This window comes from Paenibacillus tianjinensis (genome assembly GCF_017086365.1).
GTDB classification, from domain to species: Bacteria; Bacillota; Bacilli; order Paenibacillales; family Paenibacillaceae; genus Paenibacillus_AQ; species Paenibacillus_AQ tianjinensis.
Map to the genome: position 1 here is coordinate 1,872,617 of NZ_CP070969.1, position 15,997 is coordinate 1,888,613.

Here is a 15,997-nt window from a genome sequence, read left to right on the forward strand (position 1 = left end):
CGAAACTCCTCTTAATGGACACGAAGCGTTGAAAGCTCATGTGCATTCCCTCCCATTAGCGAAAGCATATCGATAATCTGCTGGAAGAAAGCCTGGCGGTTGTTTCCACTGTAAAATTCATTATAGAGTCGGCCGTCCTTGATGAATACGACCCGGTGGCAGTAGCTGGCCGCGAGAGCATCATGGGTGACCAGCAGCATGGTCGTTTGATCGGTATGGTTGATGGCCTCCATCATTTCCATTACATCCCGTGAGGATTTGGAATCGAGATTTCCCGTCGGCTCATCGGCCAGCAGCAGCGAAGGGGAATGAATAATGGCCCTTGCAATGGCGGCCCTCTGCCGTTGCCCTCCCGAAACCTCATAGGTTCGTTTATTCAGAATTTCGGTGATGCCCAGTTTTTTGGCCACCGGATGAAGCTTGGCGTCCATCTCTTTCACACTTTTCCCGTCCAGCGTAAGAGGGAGGAGGATATTTTCCCCGATGGTCAGCGTATCCAGCAAATTAAAATCCTGAAAGACAAAACCCAGCTTCCGTCTGCGGAACAGGGCCAGATCGTGTTTGGATAACAGGTGGGGATTCTCCCCATTAATCAACACTTCCCCGGAGGTAGGCGTGTCGATTGTGGATACTACGTTCAGCAGGGTTGTTTTGCCGCTGCCTGAAGGACCCATAATGCCGACAAATTCGCCTTTGCCGACAACCAGATTCATATCACTCATCGCCCTATACGCAATGCTGCCAGCATAAACTTTTTCCAGATTGCGCACGATTAACATATCCATATCAGGCATTCTTCCTTTCATACGGCCGGATCCCCATCCATATACGTACTGCTGTCCCTTGTCCCTGCTCGGATTCGATTTCGACGTGATGATCTAGCCTCGAGGCGATTTCCCGAACCAGGTAGAGCCCCATGCCGGTGGATTCGCCGAACTGTCTTCCGTTTTCCCCTGTAAAATAGGCATCGAACACCCGCTTGATATCCTGTTTCGGTATTCCCGCTCCGTTGTCCCGAATCTCAAGAGCAACTTGCTGTCCGTCTACCTCAGAGCTAATCAGGACACGGCTGCTTGCGCCTGCCGAATACCGCACCGCATTGGTGATTAATTGGCCGAGTGCGAATGCAAGCCATTTGTCATCGGACATGACCATCAGCCGTTCATCCACCTGAATTTCCGGGAAGACCTTATTGCGGATAAATAAATTTCTGTGTTCAGCCACCACTTTCCCGACCAGCTGATGAAGATGCACCGGCTCCGCCACGAAATCCTGCTCGAACGCATCCAAGCGTGAGGTATACAGCACCGTGTCAAGTCCCTTTCTCAGCTTGTCTATTTCCTCTCGAATGCTGTCAAAGAAGGGGTCGGTTTCATTCTGAACCGCAAGGTGCATAACGGATAGCGGGGTTTTCATCTGGTGCACCCACTGATTGATAAAGGTGATGTGATCGTTCAGCTTTTTACGGTATTGTTGGATATCGTTCTGATACAGACGATACTTCCCCTGAAGCAGATGCCCAAGTGCATCCGCGAGCGGAGCGTTCCCGATAAATTCGGCCGATTCGTCAATGGACAGAAGCGGACGAGTCAGCCTCCGGTAAAACCGGTAATGGCGGATATAACGGTATATCAGGTAAAACGAGAATAAGGCCGTATTTACAATGCAGATGTACGCAAGATCGAAGGTATTCCGAAAACCGGATAAGCGGCACATATAAACAGTCAGCAGAAGCTGTCCGGCATACATAAAGATTAACGGGGTCTGCTCTCTCCAAAATAACCTCATGGCTCCTCCCTCCAGAAAGGCCGCAGTTTATATCCGGCTCCCCGCACGGTTTCCAGCGCTTCTTCAACGCCGAGCTCAGATAACTTTTTACGGATACGCGTGATATTGACATTAAGCGTGTTGTCGTCAACTAACTGCTGATTGTTCCACAGTTTGTCCAGAAGATAGTCGCGGCTGACCACCTTGGAGCTGTTTTCCATCAGTGTTTCGATCAGCAAGGATTCTTTATGACTGAGATCTACGGTTTTGCCGGATAAGGTCAGCTCAAGCCTTTCGGGATACAACACGAGTCCTGTGCATTCCACGGTCCGTTCCCTCTTGCTCAGCGCGTATGAGCCGTAGGCACGGCGAAGCTGGCTCTTGATCTTGGCCATGACCACTTCATAATCGAAGGGCTTGGCGATATAATCATCCGCCCCGTTCTCCAGCGCCATAACCTGCTCCATTTTGCCGTCGCGGGCGGAGATGAACAGAATCGGGCAGGTGGAGACCGTTCGGATTTGCCTGCACCAGTAATAGCCGTCGTAACGGGGCAGATTAACATCCAGCAGCACGAGATCCGGACGAATGCCCTGGAACACCTCCATAACCCGGTCGAACTCCTTGACCGCTTCAGCCCGGAACCCGTATTTCTCCACATAGGATTGAAGCAGCTGCGCCAGCTTAAGATCGTCTTCTACAATCAGGATACTAAACATAGATTTGGCTCCTTTTTTGAATAGGCCGGATTAGGTTCAGCTTTAAACTATTATAACCTCCAGCAGCACTCTTTCAAGCGGATGAGATCCCATTTTACGGGTCCTCCAATCCCGCTGGCAAATTTCATACTTGTAAGATTAATGTAAGGTAAATCGATAGCTTAGAGCGTTCTGTGAGGATAAGATTGGAACAAACAAGAATAGAAAGTTTTAAAAAGGAGAATCGGGATGAGACTGTTTGAACTGTTGCTTTTTTTATCAAATATCGGCTGTTTAGCATTAACAGTCCTATTAACAAAGGGACGGCGTAGAATTCCAGTATTCGTTGCAAGCGGGATCGCTACACTTTTACTGGTCATTCATTGGGCGGTGGAAGGATACAGGGTTCAGCTATTGTTCCCGTATTGTATAACGATCCTTTTTTTGGCGGTTTCAGGTTATCGCTTTTTTAAGAAAAACGGCCCCAATAAAATTCCGCGATTCCTGTCGGGTGCAGCTTATACCGCTATAGCGGTAATGCTGGCCGTAACAGCGGTCCTCATGTATGCATTTCCGGTATTTAAACTACCTGAACCGGCAGGCGAATTTAAGGTAGGCACGCAAACTTTTCATTTCGTGGATACCCATAGGAAAGAGATGTTCGGCGAAAGCAGAGAAGGGAATAGAGAATTAATGGTTCAGGTATGGTATCCGGCTCAAGCCGGCACCGGCAAGTATACTCCCTTTATTCCTGAACCCCGGATCTTACGCTATATGGCCGCGGACTATGGGCTTCCCGGGTTTACTTTTGGGCACCTGAGGTACGTATCCAGTCATACTTATTCGGGGGCCGAAGCCTCTTCGGCACAGACTTCATACCCGCTGATTCTTGCGAATCCCGGCAACGGCTCTTCCAGGTTCCTCCACACGTCGCAAGCCGAATCTCTCGCGAGTCACGGATATATCGTGGCAATTATCGACCACACCTACAATACATTTGCCACTGAGTTTCCAGACGGGCGAATCACGACCAGCACAACCAACGACTTATTCTCACCCGGCAATGATTACCGGACCGGAAGAGAAATTCGCGACAAGCTGGGAAAAGTCTTAACCGAAGATGTGACGTTTGTGCTGGACCAATTCCAGCTCATCCAATCAGGGCAGATTCCAAGTCATCTACAAGGGAAGATTGATCTGGGGCATGTCGGGGTGTTCGGTCATTCCATCGGTGGAGCAACGGCCTATGACGCTGCTTACGATCCGCGGATCGCGGTTGGCATAGACCTTGATGGAGGACTTTATCGTCTGCGTGACAGAGAGGGCCTGCGAAAGCCGTTTTTGTTCATTAACTCGGAAAGCTATTCCGAAAAATTAAAAAGGGTGATGGACAACCGGGTCTACACGGATGCAGAGCTTAAACGTATGGGCTCAACTAGAGAGTGGGAGGATCAAGTCACAGAAGATAAAAAGCTGGAGCTTGAACGGATGCGTGAAACAGCCGGCGCAGGGGGGCGAGTCCTATCTATTGAAAATACGGAGCATTTAAATTTTACCGACGTCCAGTTCATTTCACCGATCTTCAAAAGGCTGGGCATTACAGGAAAGATAAAGCCTGAAAGAGCGGACGCCGTTATCAATGCCTACATGCTGGATTTCTTCGATATGTATCTGAAAAATCAAGGCGGAATGTTACTAAAAGGACCGGATAGCCGCTTCCCGGAAGTGAAGTTCGTAAATTTGCTGCTATAAAAAAGGAAAGGGCACGATCCCGCACATTTCCGCCAGGGAGATGCACTGATCGTGCCCATAATTCTGCTACAAAAACTTCCGCTGCACCTTTTTGCCGTCATAGGTAAAAAAGGCTTTTTTGTCTTCGACCACGGTTTGCAGGTGTACTGTACGGCCCCAGAGGTTGTAGATATGCGGGAGGGTACGCTCCAGATATTTCAGATCCAGCTCGATGCTCTCGTAGCGGTGGGCGATCATCAGCTCGCCATTACGCTCGTAGTCAGCATCCTGGACAACCAGGTAAGGTGAGCCACCGTTGACCCTGGCGAGCACGAGCTGGTCGCGCACATTCTCCCAGGCTTTGTCGGTGATTTTCCATTCCGGGCCTTTTTTCTCGAACACATAGAGGTCCAGGTCATTGACCAGCTCCTTGGACAGGTAGCTGCGGATGAATGAGATGTCAGAGTCGAGCTCGCGGACTTCGAAGATTTTGTCGCGGTCCCAGCGGCGCTCGATGTCCTCGAAGATTTTGAGACCCAGGTAATACGGGTTCAGGCTCTGGCGCGAAGGCTGCACCACCGATGAATTCAGCTTCGAGTATTCAATCGTCTCCTCGGGCGTCAGGTCCAGCTCGCGCATGATGCGCTGATGCCAGTAGGAGGCCCAGCCTTCGTATTGCTAAGGTGCTTATCTCAATGACAAGCGTTTTTCAAATTTGAGTTCTGCCCTAAACAACCTGTGAATATCGAACTCATCTACTCTATCAGTATCAAAATCTGCCTCTATGGCACTTTCTTTATATGAAGCTTTTGGTTTTCCCCTGACTTCTTTTTTATCAATTGCTCGAAGTAGACCCACTTTGTAAAGAGCATTTATTGCATCACTCGAGCTCATTGTATTATTTTGATAATCAAGCATTGATATTTCATTAGTAAAAAGTTTATTGAGATTTTCTTTTGACCACAACCATCCCTTAGTAGTTATTGTAGAGTTATTTTTTCTAAATGCTTCAATGACATCTCTTAAATTAGGGTATAGTTTTTTATACTCAGCACACAGATCCTCAATAAAGTTTTTTACAAACTTTTCCTCTGAATCTAGAATATTCTTGTTGGTTAAAGGGTATTTGTAGTTATTTACTTCAATAATTTTTCTGCAGAAATGAATTAGTTCTCTTGGTCTTAATAATGATCGTTCAATTAAATAATCTCCTATTGGTTTAGAGACCTTATTATCATTTTTCCCGATATAAGTGTATTCCTCAGGATAAATCTTACACAGGTAGTATTTAGGATCGTGTAATAAGTGCTTCGGAGGATGCTTCTTTGTGAAAAAATGACAAATCCTAGTGTTTAGAACCTCTAATAATTTATGTTTATTCCATCTTAGCTCAACAACGTTTCCTCGCATCTGTGATATGAAGCTATTTTCTTTTTTTGCGATAATGCTAAGGATATCTTCCCGCAAAAAAATTATAGGTTTTACTATTGTGCTTTCTCTAACAATGTGCATTGATGCTTTAATTAAACTATTTACAAGTAGTATCGTGAAATCTGGATCAAGGTCATAATCATCATCTAAGTTATCAAAAAGAATGAAAATATGGTTATCTTTTAATTCTGGAAATTGAGCGAGTTCTTTATCGATCTGATTAAAATGAACATTTTCGAATTTGGATTTACTTTGGTATGACAAATTCTGTTCCGTTGTTAACAATTTGAGGAAAGATACAAAAGTACCAACAAAACTTTGATCCTGACTGTTTAAAGCTGTGAAATCATAAAATGAAGATAGGTTTTCTTTTGAGAATAATTCACTTTCTTGTGTTTGAGAAATTAAATTCTTGACCATAAGAGCATAGATCGTATTAAGCCATATTTTTGATAATTTATTTCTGAATATTTCATTTGGAATAGTTTTTGCTTGCTCTCGGATATTATCAATTTGTAAGTAATCAGGTCTTATGATCATACAGGAATTTGGTTTATCAGCTTTGAGCATTTTTGCGATGGAACTTTTACCTGTCCCTCTTTTTCCTGAAACCAAAAAGATATTTCCATTTTTTATTCGGTTATATTCTTCAGTGTTAATAAAGTAGCTATGTAGATTATGATCATTTTCCCCAGAGTCGTTACCAAATAATACATCTACATCGATAATATTTCTGTCTGGAATCGAGAGAGACTCATCTTTCTCAGCTTCTAATTTACTAGGAGGAGCTAATTTTGAAGCATAATTATCAGATAACAATTTTTTATTTGATATCACCGACAAAATTTTTCTTATTTCATGAGCGTGTTGATTGGTTTTATCGACATAATACGGAATTACTTCTAATTCATAAGTGTCTTTAAAATGTTTTATTATTGAATCATCAGGATTGTTAAGAACTATGTAATGTTTATTTTTTGAGAAAGTTTGAATTTTTTCCAAAAAACCCGAGAAGTATTGATCAGTAAAGGAGAAGCCTATAAAAATAAATTGTTTGCTCGTAGCTAATGTTTTGAAAATCGCTTCGTACTTTTCATTGTTGTATAGATCATTGTATTGTTCTTTACTAATTACAATACTTCCTTGATTAGAGATATTACCGTGTAAATGATAAATGCGTTTTCCTAAAGGATTCAAGAGTTGGCTGGAACGTAGGTCAACTTCATTTAGATTTTGAGGAATAAATCCGCTGATGTTCTTTATGTGCTCAAATAAAATATGATCATAATTCGTAGTTAGATAAATTTTAAAGTCTAGTTCGCCGAGTTCTTTATAATTATGTAAATTATCTGGGATATCATCGAGTTTCTTTTCGTTGATAATGTTTACAATTGAGTCTTGGATATCTCGATCGTTCATGCCTGAAAAACGTTTAATATCGTTTATTGCTTCCCAGTAGTTGTTATTTTTAAGCGAAAAGAGAACCGTTTGTCTCATGAAATCCTGTTCGAGGTTCCTTGATGAAATTAGTTCTATTAATTTTGACCAATTAGGTATGTCAAAGGGAGTCGATAAACCAGATCCTAAGAAAGGAACAAGGTTTCCTTCGTTGTAAAGTTTATTTAAGTCATTAACTAGCTGTGCTCTCATATTTAGCCTCCAAAGTAGTATCTTACAGAGCATTATATTACCATTATCATACATCATATATTGATAACTTAACAATTAAGATATACTGGATTACACCCACTTGTACCTTGAAAAATGAATTTTATATAATATACCCAATCACCGAGAAACGTTTACCATCCTAAAATCCTGCCCATACTGATGAATGTAGAAAGTGGACAAACCCCAGTGTACAAGCACTTTCTCTGTGCTTTGTCTCGGTAGCCGGGTAGGCTACCGATCGGGTGCCTATCTCGTTACCGAGATTTTGGCACCCGTGAAGGACAAGCTGACCAAATAACCGAGAACTCGTCCACATTCAGGTGAGAAAACCTAGACAACTAAAAAACCGACCGTCTTAGTTAAGACAGTCGGTTAACTAATGCTCGTTCTTACAAGGCTACTTCTTGTTTGGATAGCTATTTCGCCATGCGTAACTATTTTCTTGCTATCAATGGTTTTTGGAGTAAATGTAGCTTGCACAACCAGATAGGTAATCATTTTTCGGATGTCATTATCATTGTCGTGATTAGTCATGATACTCATGGTTCTGATATTACGCGTGATTTCATCTTCATTTCCCTCAATAAGTTCGAGGTACTGAGCGCTCTTGTCTAACTGATTAATTTCTGTTTTAAGTTTTTTGATCCGACTGAACAGGTGTTCCTTCTGCAGAGTAAGGATTTGAACCATTTTGGTGTTATCGTCGATGCTTTCAAGGTCTTTCACTAATGACGCAAGGCGTTTTGATTGATCTTCTGCCATTTGCAGTTGATGTTCTGCTCCATTTAACTCGACCATGGTCCTACTCAATCGATCAGTAACGAGCTGACGCTCTTTCTATAACTCGTTATATACATACAAACTAACGGTTTCTAGATTTTGAGACTTCAAATCCTTCAACACAACATCAATGACCGTATGAATCCGATCTAGCTCGATCTTATATTTGCATGTAGGGCAGAAATACCATTTTTTCCCGTAGAGTTTGTTTCGTTTCTTATCAAATGTAGTTTGGTCTTTACCAATCAAAATACTATTACAGACTGAACAATTCAGCAGATTGCTTAAAAAGAAGCTCGTTTTGTACATTTTCGGGTTGAGATTTCCGGTCTTTCTCTGCTCGAAGATCGCCCAGGTTTCTTTCCATTCATCCAAGCTCATAATCGGCTCGATTAAGTCACTTTTTATCATCAACCAGTTTTCGATTGGAGTAATTGAATTTCTTGAGTGTTCAGATTTGCGATGGTGAGACATGTAACCAGCGTAAAAAGGGTTCGTTATAATCCAGCGTACAGTTGCCTTATTAATGGTTTTACCGAATTCATGGCTGATCAAGCGGGAAATGGATTGGAAACCCTCTCGATTGCGGTACAACTCATACAGACGTCGTACAATTGTTAATTCTTCTCCACATTGAGAAAAGGATTTGTTTATTTTGTCATAGCGGTAACCAAAAGGGGCTTTACCGCCAGTCCATTTTCCTTTAATTAAAATACTCTTAGCGGTATCTCGGGTACGAATTCGAGTATTATCGACTTCCATTTTGGAAGTCCCATCCTTGATCAGATCAACAATAAAATCCCCAGAGTCATACAAGCTCTCAGAACTGCTAATAACAACAGGAATATTGCAACCGGCTAATATCATTCGAATCTTCTGATGTTCCGTCGGATTTCTTGCAATACGGTCATGATGATTAATTAGGACGAAATCAAATTTGCCGTCGATCGCTTCTTTAAGAAGAAGGGAGATTCCATCACGGTCATCTAACTTCTTTTTTCTAGCGGACACGCCAGCATCTTCGTACTCACATGTAATCATGCATCCATATTTCTTGGCAAATTCATAAGCCATGGACCGCTGGGTTTCCATCGTTTGTTTATCCGTAGAATGACGCCCATAGAATGCGCCCCTCATTCCAGGCTTTATGAGATCAGCTAACGCCAACATGTACAATCACAGCCTTTCCTTTAAACGGGTCTCGAAATTGGATATAAAGTGAGGGTGTGTCAATCTCGATTCGATAGACAATGTCCCGGATGAACTCTTCTCTTTCACTGTCTTTATAGGAGAGAACCTCGGTTATTAAATCAACTGATTGTTGAAGTTCCTTTATTAGATGGAATTGTTTCTGCAGTTGATCAAGCTCAAGGGGATAATAATGTTGCATTTCCTCTTCCCGACGGATGCAATTGTGCAGGTAGAATAGCTTATCCTGTAAATCGGGTGTTGGGGACTGCAGCCATAATGAGGTATCTTTATAGAGCTTCTGTTTGTATAATTGAATCGCCTCTTGGCTCTCAGCGATGGAGTCTTTGTAAAACTGAATCATGTTCCCGTGTGTCAGCTGGTACAGTTCAGGAAAGTAGGTTTGAAACTGCCCTGTGATGAATTTTGCACATTCCTCTAGAATCATTTCTTCTAGCAGATCAGGAGAGAGACGGATGTAATTATGCTTCTTACAAGTGTAATATTTCCTTGTACTTACATCCGTTTTTTCTTTGCCAAACATGGCTTTGTTGCACTTGCCGCAAAATAGCAGATCGTCGAGAGTCATAGGGATTCGACTAGTTTTTCGAGAGCGAGTTTGGATAAGATTATTCATCCGTTCCTGTGCCTTACTCCAAGTTAATTCGTCAACGATACGAAGCCTTTCATTCTCAATCTCAACATACTCACCAAATTCCTCGATTTTTCGAATGCCCTTATATATGGTGTTTCCAATCAAACTTTGGATTCGATTGTAATCCCATTTGGCAGGAAAACAATCATGTTGCTGTATATCTCGAACAAAGTCCGAGAATGTATTACATTTGGTCTCAATGATTGCATTATACAGTTTGTAGATCGTCTTAGCCTGATCCGGATGTTGATCATAGTTCTTGTCCTTATCAACTACATAACCATAAGCGACTCGACCTTGAGCATGTTTCCCTTGTTTTGTCATCGTATATTTTGTTTCTTTGATGCGTTGGACGATCTGATTGGCTTCACGCTGATTGAACCCGGCAATGATTAGCTCGAAGAATTCTCCGGCTGGCGAGTATTGGATCGGTATTTCATTATCGGCGGTGAATACAACCTTGATTTGTTTGGAGCGAAGTAACTCAAATAACTCCATTGACTGCACCACATTTCTGGCTAAACGATCACGTTTATAAACATAAAGCATTGAAACCTGATCGTTTTCGATGTCATGAATTAAACGGCTTAACTCAGGACGTTCGTGAATTTCGGTTTTTCTTGCCGATACAGCTTCATCCAGATATAGATCATCGAATAATAAGCCCTTCGCTTTGACTTTCTCTAGCGCAAGAGCCTTTTGCATATCAATAGAATGCTCCTGCGTTTTAATGGAAGATCGAGCATACAATACCGTTTTCATTGGCTATTCACTCCTCTCCAGGGTTTTGGTCAACATGTTCGGCGATAAGCTGCTTCTTCAGCAGAGTGACGTATAGTTCCATCCATTTGCGAGCGGCAAGTGGGTCATGAATTTGACTAATGGACGAAATTTGAAGCTCTGTGGTACGAGTTTTTTTGCGGTTCAAGGTGTTATTCCTCCTAAGGTGGTGATAAAGAAGATGAGCAATTTCGGACAACAATTAAGGCAGATTAGACAGCAGAAGGGGTTCGGTCTGAACGAGTTCGCCAAAGAGATAGGGGTTTCACCCGCGTACTTAAGCAATCTGGAAACGGGAAAAACACAGACCATCCAGCTAGAAATATTGAGTAAGCTGAAGCAAGAACTACATATGATCATTAACGAGGATGTTGCCCAGAACGATCATACAGTGTGGCGTGCAGAGCGCATAGGTGAATTGCTGTTGGACTTGCACCGCACCAATCCGATAGCTACTGATTACTTGATGACGATGGTGGAACAAGGAGTGGAGCTATTCACAGCCGGATCATCCGACATCCATTAAGCTGTCCCAAACTTTGGATAAATATTCATCATCATAAATGTCTGTTTATTATCGTGAATAAACGGACGACGATAAGGAAAGCTTAACCCCTGTAGATGGAGTTAGGCTTTTGGCGTTTAGTCGGTAATGTCTGAGGTTGGATTATTCTGCGCCATCGTTATTTGGTAGTTTGAAGGGTGATCTCTACCGAGCTTTTGCTGTAGCCAAATGTCTGCCGCTGCACGTTTTAGACGAATTTCAAAATCATTGAGGCGATTCAATAAAAGTTCTGAGAATGAGTGCTCTTGCAAGTCGGATAATAATGTGAAACTGTTCTGTTCATCATGATGTTCAATTGTAAAACGGACTTTGAGTTGTCCCATAATATCACCTCGATCTAATCTATGCATCAAGGTCGCAGGGACAACCCTATGAAATAGCATATATAGAAGAGGACAGGCATAGGTATGGACAAGGGGGGAAGTCATGAGCGGAAAACAACAGAAAAATGAAGCATATGATATCCGTTCTGTGGCTTTGTACTGCCGGGTTTCTACCGATGAGCAAGCAAGAGAGGGCGTCTCACTGGATGAACAGCAGGAACGGTTAAAAGCTTATTGCCGGGCAATGGGCTGGACGGAGCAGGTTCAGCTTTTCGTCGATGACGGTTATTCAGCTAAAAACCTGGATCGACCGGAGTTAAAAAGGTTGCTGCAGGCGGTAAAGAGCGGAAACGTATCTCGTATCATGGTCACCAAGCTCGATCGGATGAGTAGACGATTGTTAGATTTACTGAATCTAATTGACATGTTTCAAAATTGCGAGGTTTCTTTTGTATCCATTAGCGAATCTTTTGATACTAACACACCATCTGGTCGTCTTACGCTACAGGTTTTGGGAGCAGTTGCTGAGTTTGAGCGGGAGCGTATTCGTGAACGTGTGTTTGAAAATATGTTTCACGCCGCCACTACTGGAAAATGGTTAACGCAAAGTCCGTATGGGTATGACCTATTGGACAAGTCCTTAGTTATTAATGATAAGGAAGCAGATATAGTAAGGCGGGTGTACGATTTGTACCTGAATGAAGGGCTCGGTTTTTATTCCATTGCGAAAAGATTAAATGAGGAAGGCATTCCATCCAGACAGCGGAAAGAGTGGTCCATTCGAGCAATTAAGTTGATGTTAACGAATCCCGCTTATAAAGGTACATTGGTCTGGAATCGGATAGATTCAAGCAAATCAAAGCGTAAAGACAAGGATGAATCGGAGTGGGTGAACGTGGAAGATTGTCTACCGGTCATTATTGAGAAGCCAATATGGGAAAGTGTGCAAAGACGAAAGGGACAAACGTCTATGGCTCCAAGAGCCCAGACAAGTCCGCATCTGTTGGGTGGTATGCTAAGATGTGGGAATTGTGGATCGGGTATGAGTATTGGTTTCTCAGGTTCTCCTAGTAAACGATATCGTGTTTATCGTTGTTCAGCGAATAAGAATAAAGGCACATGTACGAGTAAGCAATATCGTGCAGATTTGGTTGAGGAATGGTTTAAAGATGGATTGCTGCAGATCGTTGGAGATACTTCCGGTATCTTGATGATCATGGCGAAGGAAGCGGCTATAAAGTCGGATAGAGATCAACTTGAGCAAAAGGCAAACACTGCTAAAGCACGGTATAAGCGGAAAATAGAAGCCTATACTTCGGGCTTAATTGAGCTGGACGATTTAAATGAAGAGAAGGCAAGACTAGATCAGATTTTATCGGGGCTTGAGAAGATAGATCATGGGGAAGCCGAATCAATAGATATGGGACAGCTTCAGAAGGAGTTAAACGGAAAAGTGAACAATATCATTAGCGCTATAAATTTGCTGCCGGTCGAACAAGCCAAAGGCATTATTCAAACATTGATACAATATATGATCGTTCACGGGGATGAGGATATTGAAATTAAACTACAGCCGCTATAAATCTATACAATATCATTAAGAATGCCCCCGCCGGATATGGACGGGGGTTATGTTTATTCCTTTTACGTTTGAGGAGGTTCATCTCCGAGCATTTCATACAAACCCTTAGCGTCATCTGGTAGATCGTATTCCTGATTCTGCTCATCTTCTGTGTCATCATAAACATCAGTAAATAATTGTTGTTGCCCACTTACAGATAGAATAGGTTCATCTTTTCTTGGACGTCCTCTTTTGCGGGGTGGGTCATCAGGATCTCCTTTACGTAACTTGCGTTGGGATAATAGGAGCAACTCTGCTTCTTTTTTGGCAAAATCCGTTTTTAATTGTTCAACTTCTAATTTCTTCTCATACTCCATTCGCAATAGATTGATCTGATGCTGCTGCATTTGGCATTGTTGCTTGAGGTCCTGGTTATCTTCGACTAGTCGCTGGATTGTGGATGGATAATCGGAAGATAGCCATTGAGTGCGTTCATGATTCAGCCTTTCGATTTCTGCTTCTTTTTCGTGCAAGGATTTCTTCAATGTTGAGCATAGTTCGTCGACAATGCTGCTTTGCTTCTGTAGATCCGTTAGATTTTTCTTATGCTGATTTGTCTGCTCTTCCGTTTCAATTAATTGAGATTCCAAATTCTTGCGGAATTGCTCGCTTTGCTGTAGTTGCTGCTGTATCTCGTCTGATGCTTTCGTCCATTCAGCTTCTTGATGTACCACCTCATCCGCTGTTTTCTTCAACAATTGTACTATGGTTTCTTGGACACGTGTTAGGTTCTGTACGATATAGTCCAAGTCGCTGGCGTATCGTTTGATACCTTCTTGATGTCTTAACTGGTGTAAATCATAGATAGAGAGCATATGCTGGAACCACTCTTTTTGTGTACTGAAGTCCGAATCTTTGAAGAGTTGATCGATTTTTTCCTTCAGTTCTGGAGCAATCTTAACTCCGAATGTTGGATCTGCCATATCTTCTATACAACTCCTTGGAATGGTTAACTGAGTAACCGTTGGTATGATTGAGGTTAACCAGTTGTTGAAGTTAACTTTGTAGTCAGTGTTCCTCGTTTTATGTATACGCTTGGAATTTCCAAGATATGAAGGTTTTACAGGTGTCGATATCGAATATTCCCTATTAATCTACTACTATTGAACTAGAGAGAGGTAGTTTTCATTGAAAAAAACCATAGAGGCTAATGAAATGTCGGTAATGCGTTTATTTTCTGTTGGAAATGAACAGTTTATTGTCCCTGTATACCAAAGAAGATATCTATGGGGCAAGGATCAATGGATAGACTTATGGAATGATATTCAGAACATAGAAGTTGGGGAAGACCATTTCCTAGGTTCAATAGTGGTTATTAATCCTCAACATAATATTGAGATTAATCAATTTGAAGTTGTTGACGGGCAACAACGATTAACTACGCTTTCCTTGCTCATTGCTGCTTTGCGTGACAGTTTGATTCAGAGCGGAGGCGAACAGGAAGAATCAATTGGAGAGGCTCTTCATGGATATTTACATTGTTCTACCATGTTCAATAAAAACTTGCCGAAGCTTATACCAGGAAGATTGGACAGGGATGATTTTGCAATAATTGTTGATCGGAAAATAAAAGAGATGACGAACTCGAATATGTATTTGGCATATCAATTTTTTAAAGAACTTTTTTTCGAGCAAAATGATTTGGTCGAATTAGCAAAGACGATAATTGGATCGTTGAAGGTAGTTTTAATACAGGTGATGTCTCATAAGGATGCATTTAGATTATTTGAAACTCTGAATGACCGGGGCTTATCTCTCTCGGCAGCAGACCTGATTAAAAATTACATTTTAAGTAAAGCTGCTCGTACTTCCGAAGATGCACTTGATGATATCGTTGAAACTTGGGATGAAATAGTTGAGCTTGTTGGTCAGTTGGATCACCTTCGTTTCTTTAGACAAGTATTGTTGTCTAAAACGGATGGCGTATTTTCGTTTAATAAATTATATGATCGATATAAAACCGTAGTTGATAAGTCAGACTCTATTGTAGATTTGGTAGATGAACTGAAAGAGTATGCCGTTTTTTATAATCAAATATGTACAGCCACTACAAAGTATCCATCAGTTAATGAAAAATTACGAGCGATAAATGCAATTGGGGCAGCGACCAGCTATACACTCTTGTTAAAATTACTCAGAAACCATGTGACTGAACAGCAACTTGTATCCATACTTAACCTAATTGAGACATTTGCATTGAGACGAGCTATTTGTAGTTGGTCGACGAACAACTTAGATCTAATATTTAATCATTTGGCGCTCAATACTCCAGTTGATACTATTTGTGTAGAATATATAAAAGGGGTACTGACAAGGGCTGATTATATTCCATCGGACGCAGATTTCGTTGCTAATTTAAAAACGAAGAACTTTAGACAAGATGATCAATGCAAATACATACTGGAGCGGATTGAGGATTACCACGTAAACTTCAGTAAAGAAAAAAGCATAGCAAACCGATCCTTTGTCCATATCGAGCATATTATGCCAAAAACGATCAAATCCAAGAGTAGTAAAAAAGAATACGGAGATTGGGAGACGTATTTGGGAACTGACACGGCTTTACATGATATCCATGTTAATAAAATTGGAAATCTGACTCTACTGGGTTCAAGCTTAAATATCTCAGCATCCAATAATCCTTTTGAAGAAAAGAAAAAAAATTATGAGCAATCTTCGATTCTAATGACTAAACAACTTACTGATTGTCCGAAGTGGGATATAGCAGCAATTCAAGGACGGACAGAGAGACTAGCTGGCATCGCAGTAGCGATCTGGAAGCTGTAA

At 41.8% G+C, this 15,997-nt stretch carries 14 protein-coding genes and 1 pseudogene; 4 read left to right on the forward strand and 11 right to left on the reverse strand.

Going from position 1 to position 15,997, the window contains the following annotated elements:
- Positions 1 to 11: 11 nt before the first annotated feature.
- The 3 genes from JRJ22_RS08070 to JRJ22_RS08080 are packed head-to-tail and all read right to left on the reverse strand — an operon-like array spanning position 12 to position 2,486.
- Entirely contained in the window at positions 12 to 785 is a 774-nt protein-coding gene (locus JRJ22_RS08070; protein WP_206105041.1) for an ABC transporter ATP-binding protein, read from the reverse strand.
- A 1-nt stretch (position 786) separates the two neighbouring features.
- Positions 787 to 1,788 carry a sensor histidine kinase gene (locus JRJ22_RS08075; protein WP_206103993.1) on the reverse strand — a complete coding sequence of 334 codons (1,002 nt, stop codon included), beginning with the start codon at positions 1,786 to 1,788 and terminating at the stop codon, positions 787 to 789.
- Positions 1,785 to 2,486, reverse strand: a complete 702-nt coding sequence (locus JRJ22_RS08080; protein WP_206103994.1) for a response regulator transcription factor — start codon at positions 2,484 to 2,486, stop codon at positions 1,785 to 1,787. The genes JRJ22_RS08075 and JRJ22_RS08080 overlap by 4 nt, the downstream gene beginning before the upstream one ends.
- A gap of 228 nt (positions 2,487 to 2,714) precedes the next feature.
- On the opposite strand from JRJ22_RS08080, the gene JRJ22_RS08085 reads away from it, so the two are divergent.
- The gene (locus tag JRJ22_RS08085) at positions 2,715 to 4,217 is read left to right on the forward strand and encodes an alpha/beta hydrolase family protein (RefSeq protein WP_206103995.1); all 1,503 of its coding nucleotides are present in this window, start codon (positions 2,715 to 2,717) and stop codon (positions 4,215 to 4,217) included.
- 66 nt (positions 4,218 to 4,283) lie between these two features.
- On the opposite strand, the pseudogene JRJ22_RS08090 reads toward JRJ22_RS08085, so the two are convergent.
- The 6 genes and pseudogenes from JRJ22_RS08090 to JRJ22_RS08115 form a co-directional block, all read right to left on the reverse strand.
- Positions 4,284 to 4,868: pseudogene (locus JRJ22_RS08090) on the reverse strand (SpoVR family protein); the annotation flags it as partial.
- Positions 4,869 to 4,883: 15 nt separating this feature from the next.
- Positions 4,884 to 7,277, reverse strand: coding sequence for an SIR2 family NAD-dependent protein deacylase (locus tag JRJ22_RS08095; protein ID WP_206103996.1), 2,394 nt, complete (start codon positions 7,275 to 7,277; stop codon positions 4,884 to 4,886).
- A 393-nt stretch (positions 7,278 to 7,670) separates the two neighbouring features.
- Positions 7,671 to 8,060: a hypothetical protein gene (locus tag JRJ22_RS08100; RefSeq protein WP_206103997.1), complete on the reverse strand. Its 390-nt coding sequence runs from the start codon at positions 8,058 to 8,060 to the stop codon at positions 7,671 to 7,673.
- A 75-nt stretch (positions 8,061 to 8,135) separates the two neighbouring features.
- Complete coding sequence (locus tag JRJ22_RS08105) at positions 8,136 to 9,248, reverse strand: recombinase family protein (RefSeq protein WP_332461393.1); 1,113 nt, start codon at positions 9,246 to 9,248, stop codon at positions 8,136 to 8,138.
- Positions 9,232 to 10,683, reverse strand: coding sequence for a recombinase family protein (locus JRJ22_RS08110; RefSeq protein ID WP_206103999.1), 1,452 nt, complete (start codon positions 10,681 to 10,683; stop codon positions 9,232 to 9,234). The genes JRJ22_RS08105 and JRJ22_RS08110 overlap by 17 nt, the downstream gene beginning before the upstream one ends.
- Before the next feature lie 7 nt (positions 10,684 to 10,690).
- On the reverse strand, positions 10,691 to 10,849 hold the full coding sequence (locus JRJ22_RS08115; protein WP_206104000.1) for a hypothetical protein: 159 nt from the start codon (positions 10,847 to 10,849) through the stop codon (positions 10,691 to 10,693).
- A 33-nt stretch (positions 10,850 to 10,882) separates the two neighbouring features.
- Here JRJ22_RS08115 and JRJ22_RS08120 point away from each other — a divergent pair, with 33 nt between their 5' ends.
- Entirely contained in the window at positions 10,883 to 11,227 is a 345-nt protein-coding gene (locus JRJ22_RS08120) for a helix-turn-helix domain-containing protein (RefSeq protein WP_206104001.1), read from the forward strand.
- Positions 11,228 to 11,343: 116 nt separating this feature from the next.
- On the opposite strand, the gene JRJ22_RS08125 is transcribed toward JRJ22_RS08120, so the two are convergent.
- Positions 11,344 to 11,589, reverse strand: coding sequence for a hypothetical protein (locus JRJ22_RS08125; RefSeq protein WP_206104002.1), 246 nt, complete (start codon positions 11,587 to 11,589; stop codon positions 11,344 to 11,346).
- 103 nt (positions 11,590 to 11,692) lie between these two features.
- Here JRJ22_RS08125 and JRJ22_RS08130 point away from each other — a divergent pair, with 103 nt between their 5' ends.
- Positions 11,693 to 13,171 carry a recombinase family protein gene (locus JRJ22_RS08130; RefSeq protein ID WP_206104003.1) on the forward strand — a complete coding sequence of 493 codons (1,479 nt, stop codon included), beginning with the start codon at positions 11,693 to 11,695 and terminating at the stop codon, positions 13,169 to 13,171.
- A 62-nt stretch (positions 13,172 to 13,233) separates the two neighbouring features.
- Here the strand turns inward: JRJ22_RS08130 and JRJ22_RS08135 are convergent, their stop codons facing one another.
- A complete protein-coding gene (locus tag JRJ22_RS08135) occupies positions 13,234 to 14,133 on the reverse strand; it encodes a hypothetical protein (RefSeq protein WP_206104004.1) in 900 nt (299 codons plus the stop codon).
- 205 nt (positions 14,134 to 14,338) lie between these two features.
- On the opposite strand from JRJ22_RS08135, the gene JRJ22_RS08140 reads away from it, so the two are divergent.
- Positions 14,339 to 15,997: a DUF262 domain-containing protein gene (locus tag JRJ22_RS08140; protein ID WP_206104005.1), complete on the forward strand. Its 1,659-nt coding sequence runs from the start codon at positions 14,339 to 14,341 to the stop codon at positions 15,995 to 15,997.

Coding starts and splice junctions, on each gene's coding strand:
- JRJ22_RS08070 (WP_206105041.1), bottom strand. CDS start 785: ATGGATATGTTAATCGTGCGCAATCTGGAAAAAGTTTATGCTGGCAGC.
- JRJ22_RS08075 (WP_206103993.1), bottom strand. CDS start 1,788: ATGAGGTTATTTTGGAGAGAGCAGACCCCGTTAATCTTTATGTATGCC.
- JRJ22_RS08080 (WP_206103994.1), bottom strand. CDS start 2,486: ATGTTTAGTATCCTGATTGTAGAAGACGATCTTAAGCTGGCGCAGCTG.
- JRJ22_RS08085 (WP_206103995.1), top strand. CDS start 2,715: ATGAGACTGTTTGAACTGTTGCTTTTTTTATCAAATATCGGCTGTTTA.
- JRJ22_RS08095 (WP_206103996.1), bottom strand. CDS start 7,277: ATGAGAGCACAGCTAGTTAATGACTTAAATAAACTTTACAACGAAGGA.
- JRJ22_RS08100 (WP_206103997.1), bottom strand. CDS start 8,060: ATGGCAGAAGATCAATCAAAACGCCTTGCGTCATTAGTGAAAGACCTT.
- JRJ22_RS08105 (WP_332461393.1), bottom strand. CDS start 9,248: ATGTTGGCGTTAGCTGATCTCATAAAGCCTGGAATGAGGGGCGCATTC.
- JRJ22_RS08110 (WP_206103999.1), bottom strand. CDS start 10,683: ATGAAAACGGTATTGTATGCTCGATCTTCCATTAAAACGCAGGAGCAT.
- JRJ22_RS08120 (WP_206104001.1), top strand. CDS start 10,883: ATGAGCAATTTCGGACAACAATTAAGGCAGATTAGACAGCAGAAGGGG.
- JRJ22_RS08125 (WP_206104002.1), bottom strand. CDS start 11,589: ATGGGACAACTCAAAGTCCGTTTTACAATTGAACATCATGATGAACAG.
- JRJ22_RS08130 (WP_206104003.1), top strand. CDS start 11,693: ATGAGCGGAAAACAACAGAAAAATGAAGCATATGATATCCGTTCTGTG.
- JRJ22_RS08135 (WP_206104004.1), bottom strand. CDS start 14,133: ATGGCAGATCCAACATTCGGAGTTAAGATTGCTCCAGAACTGAAGGAA.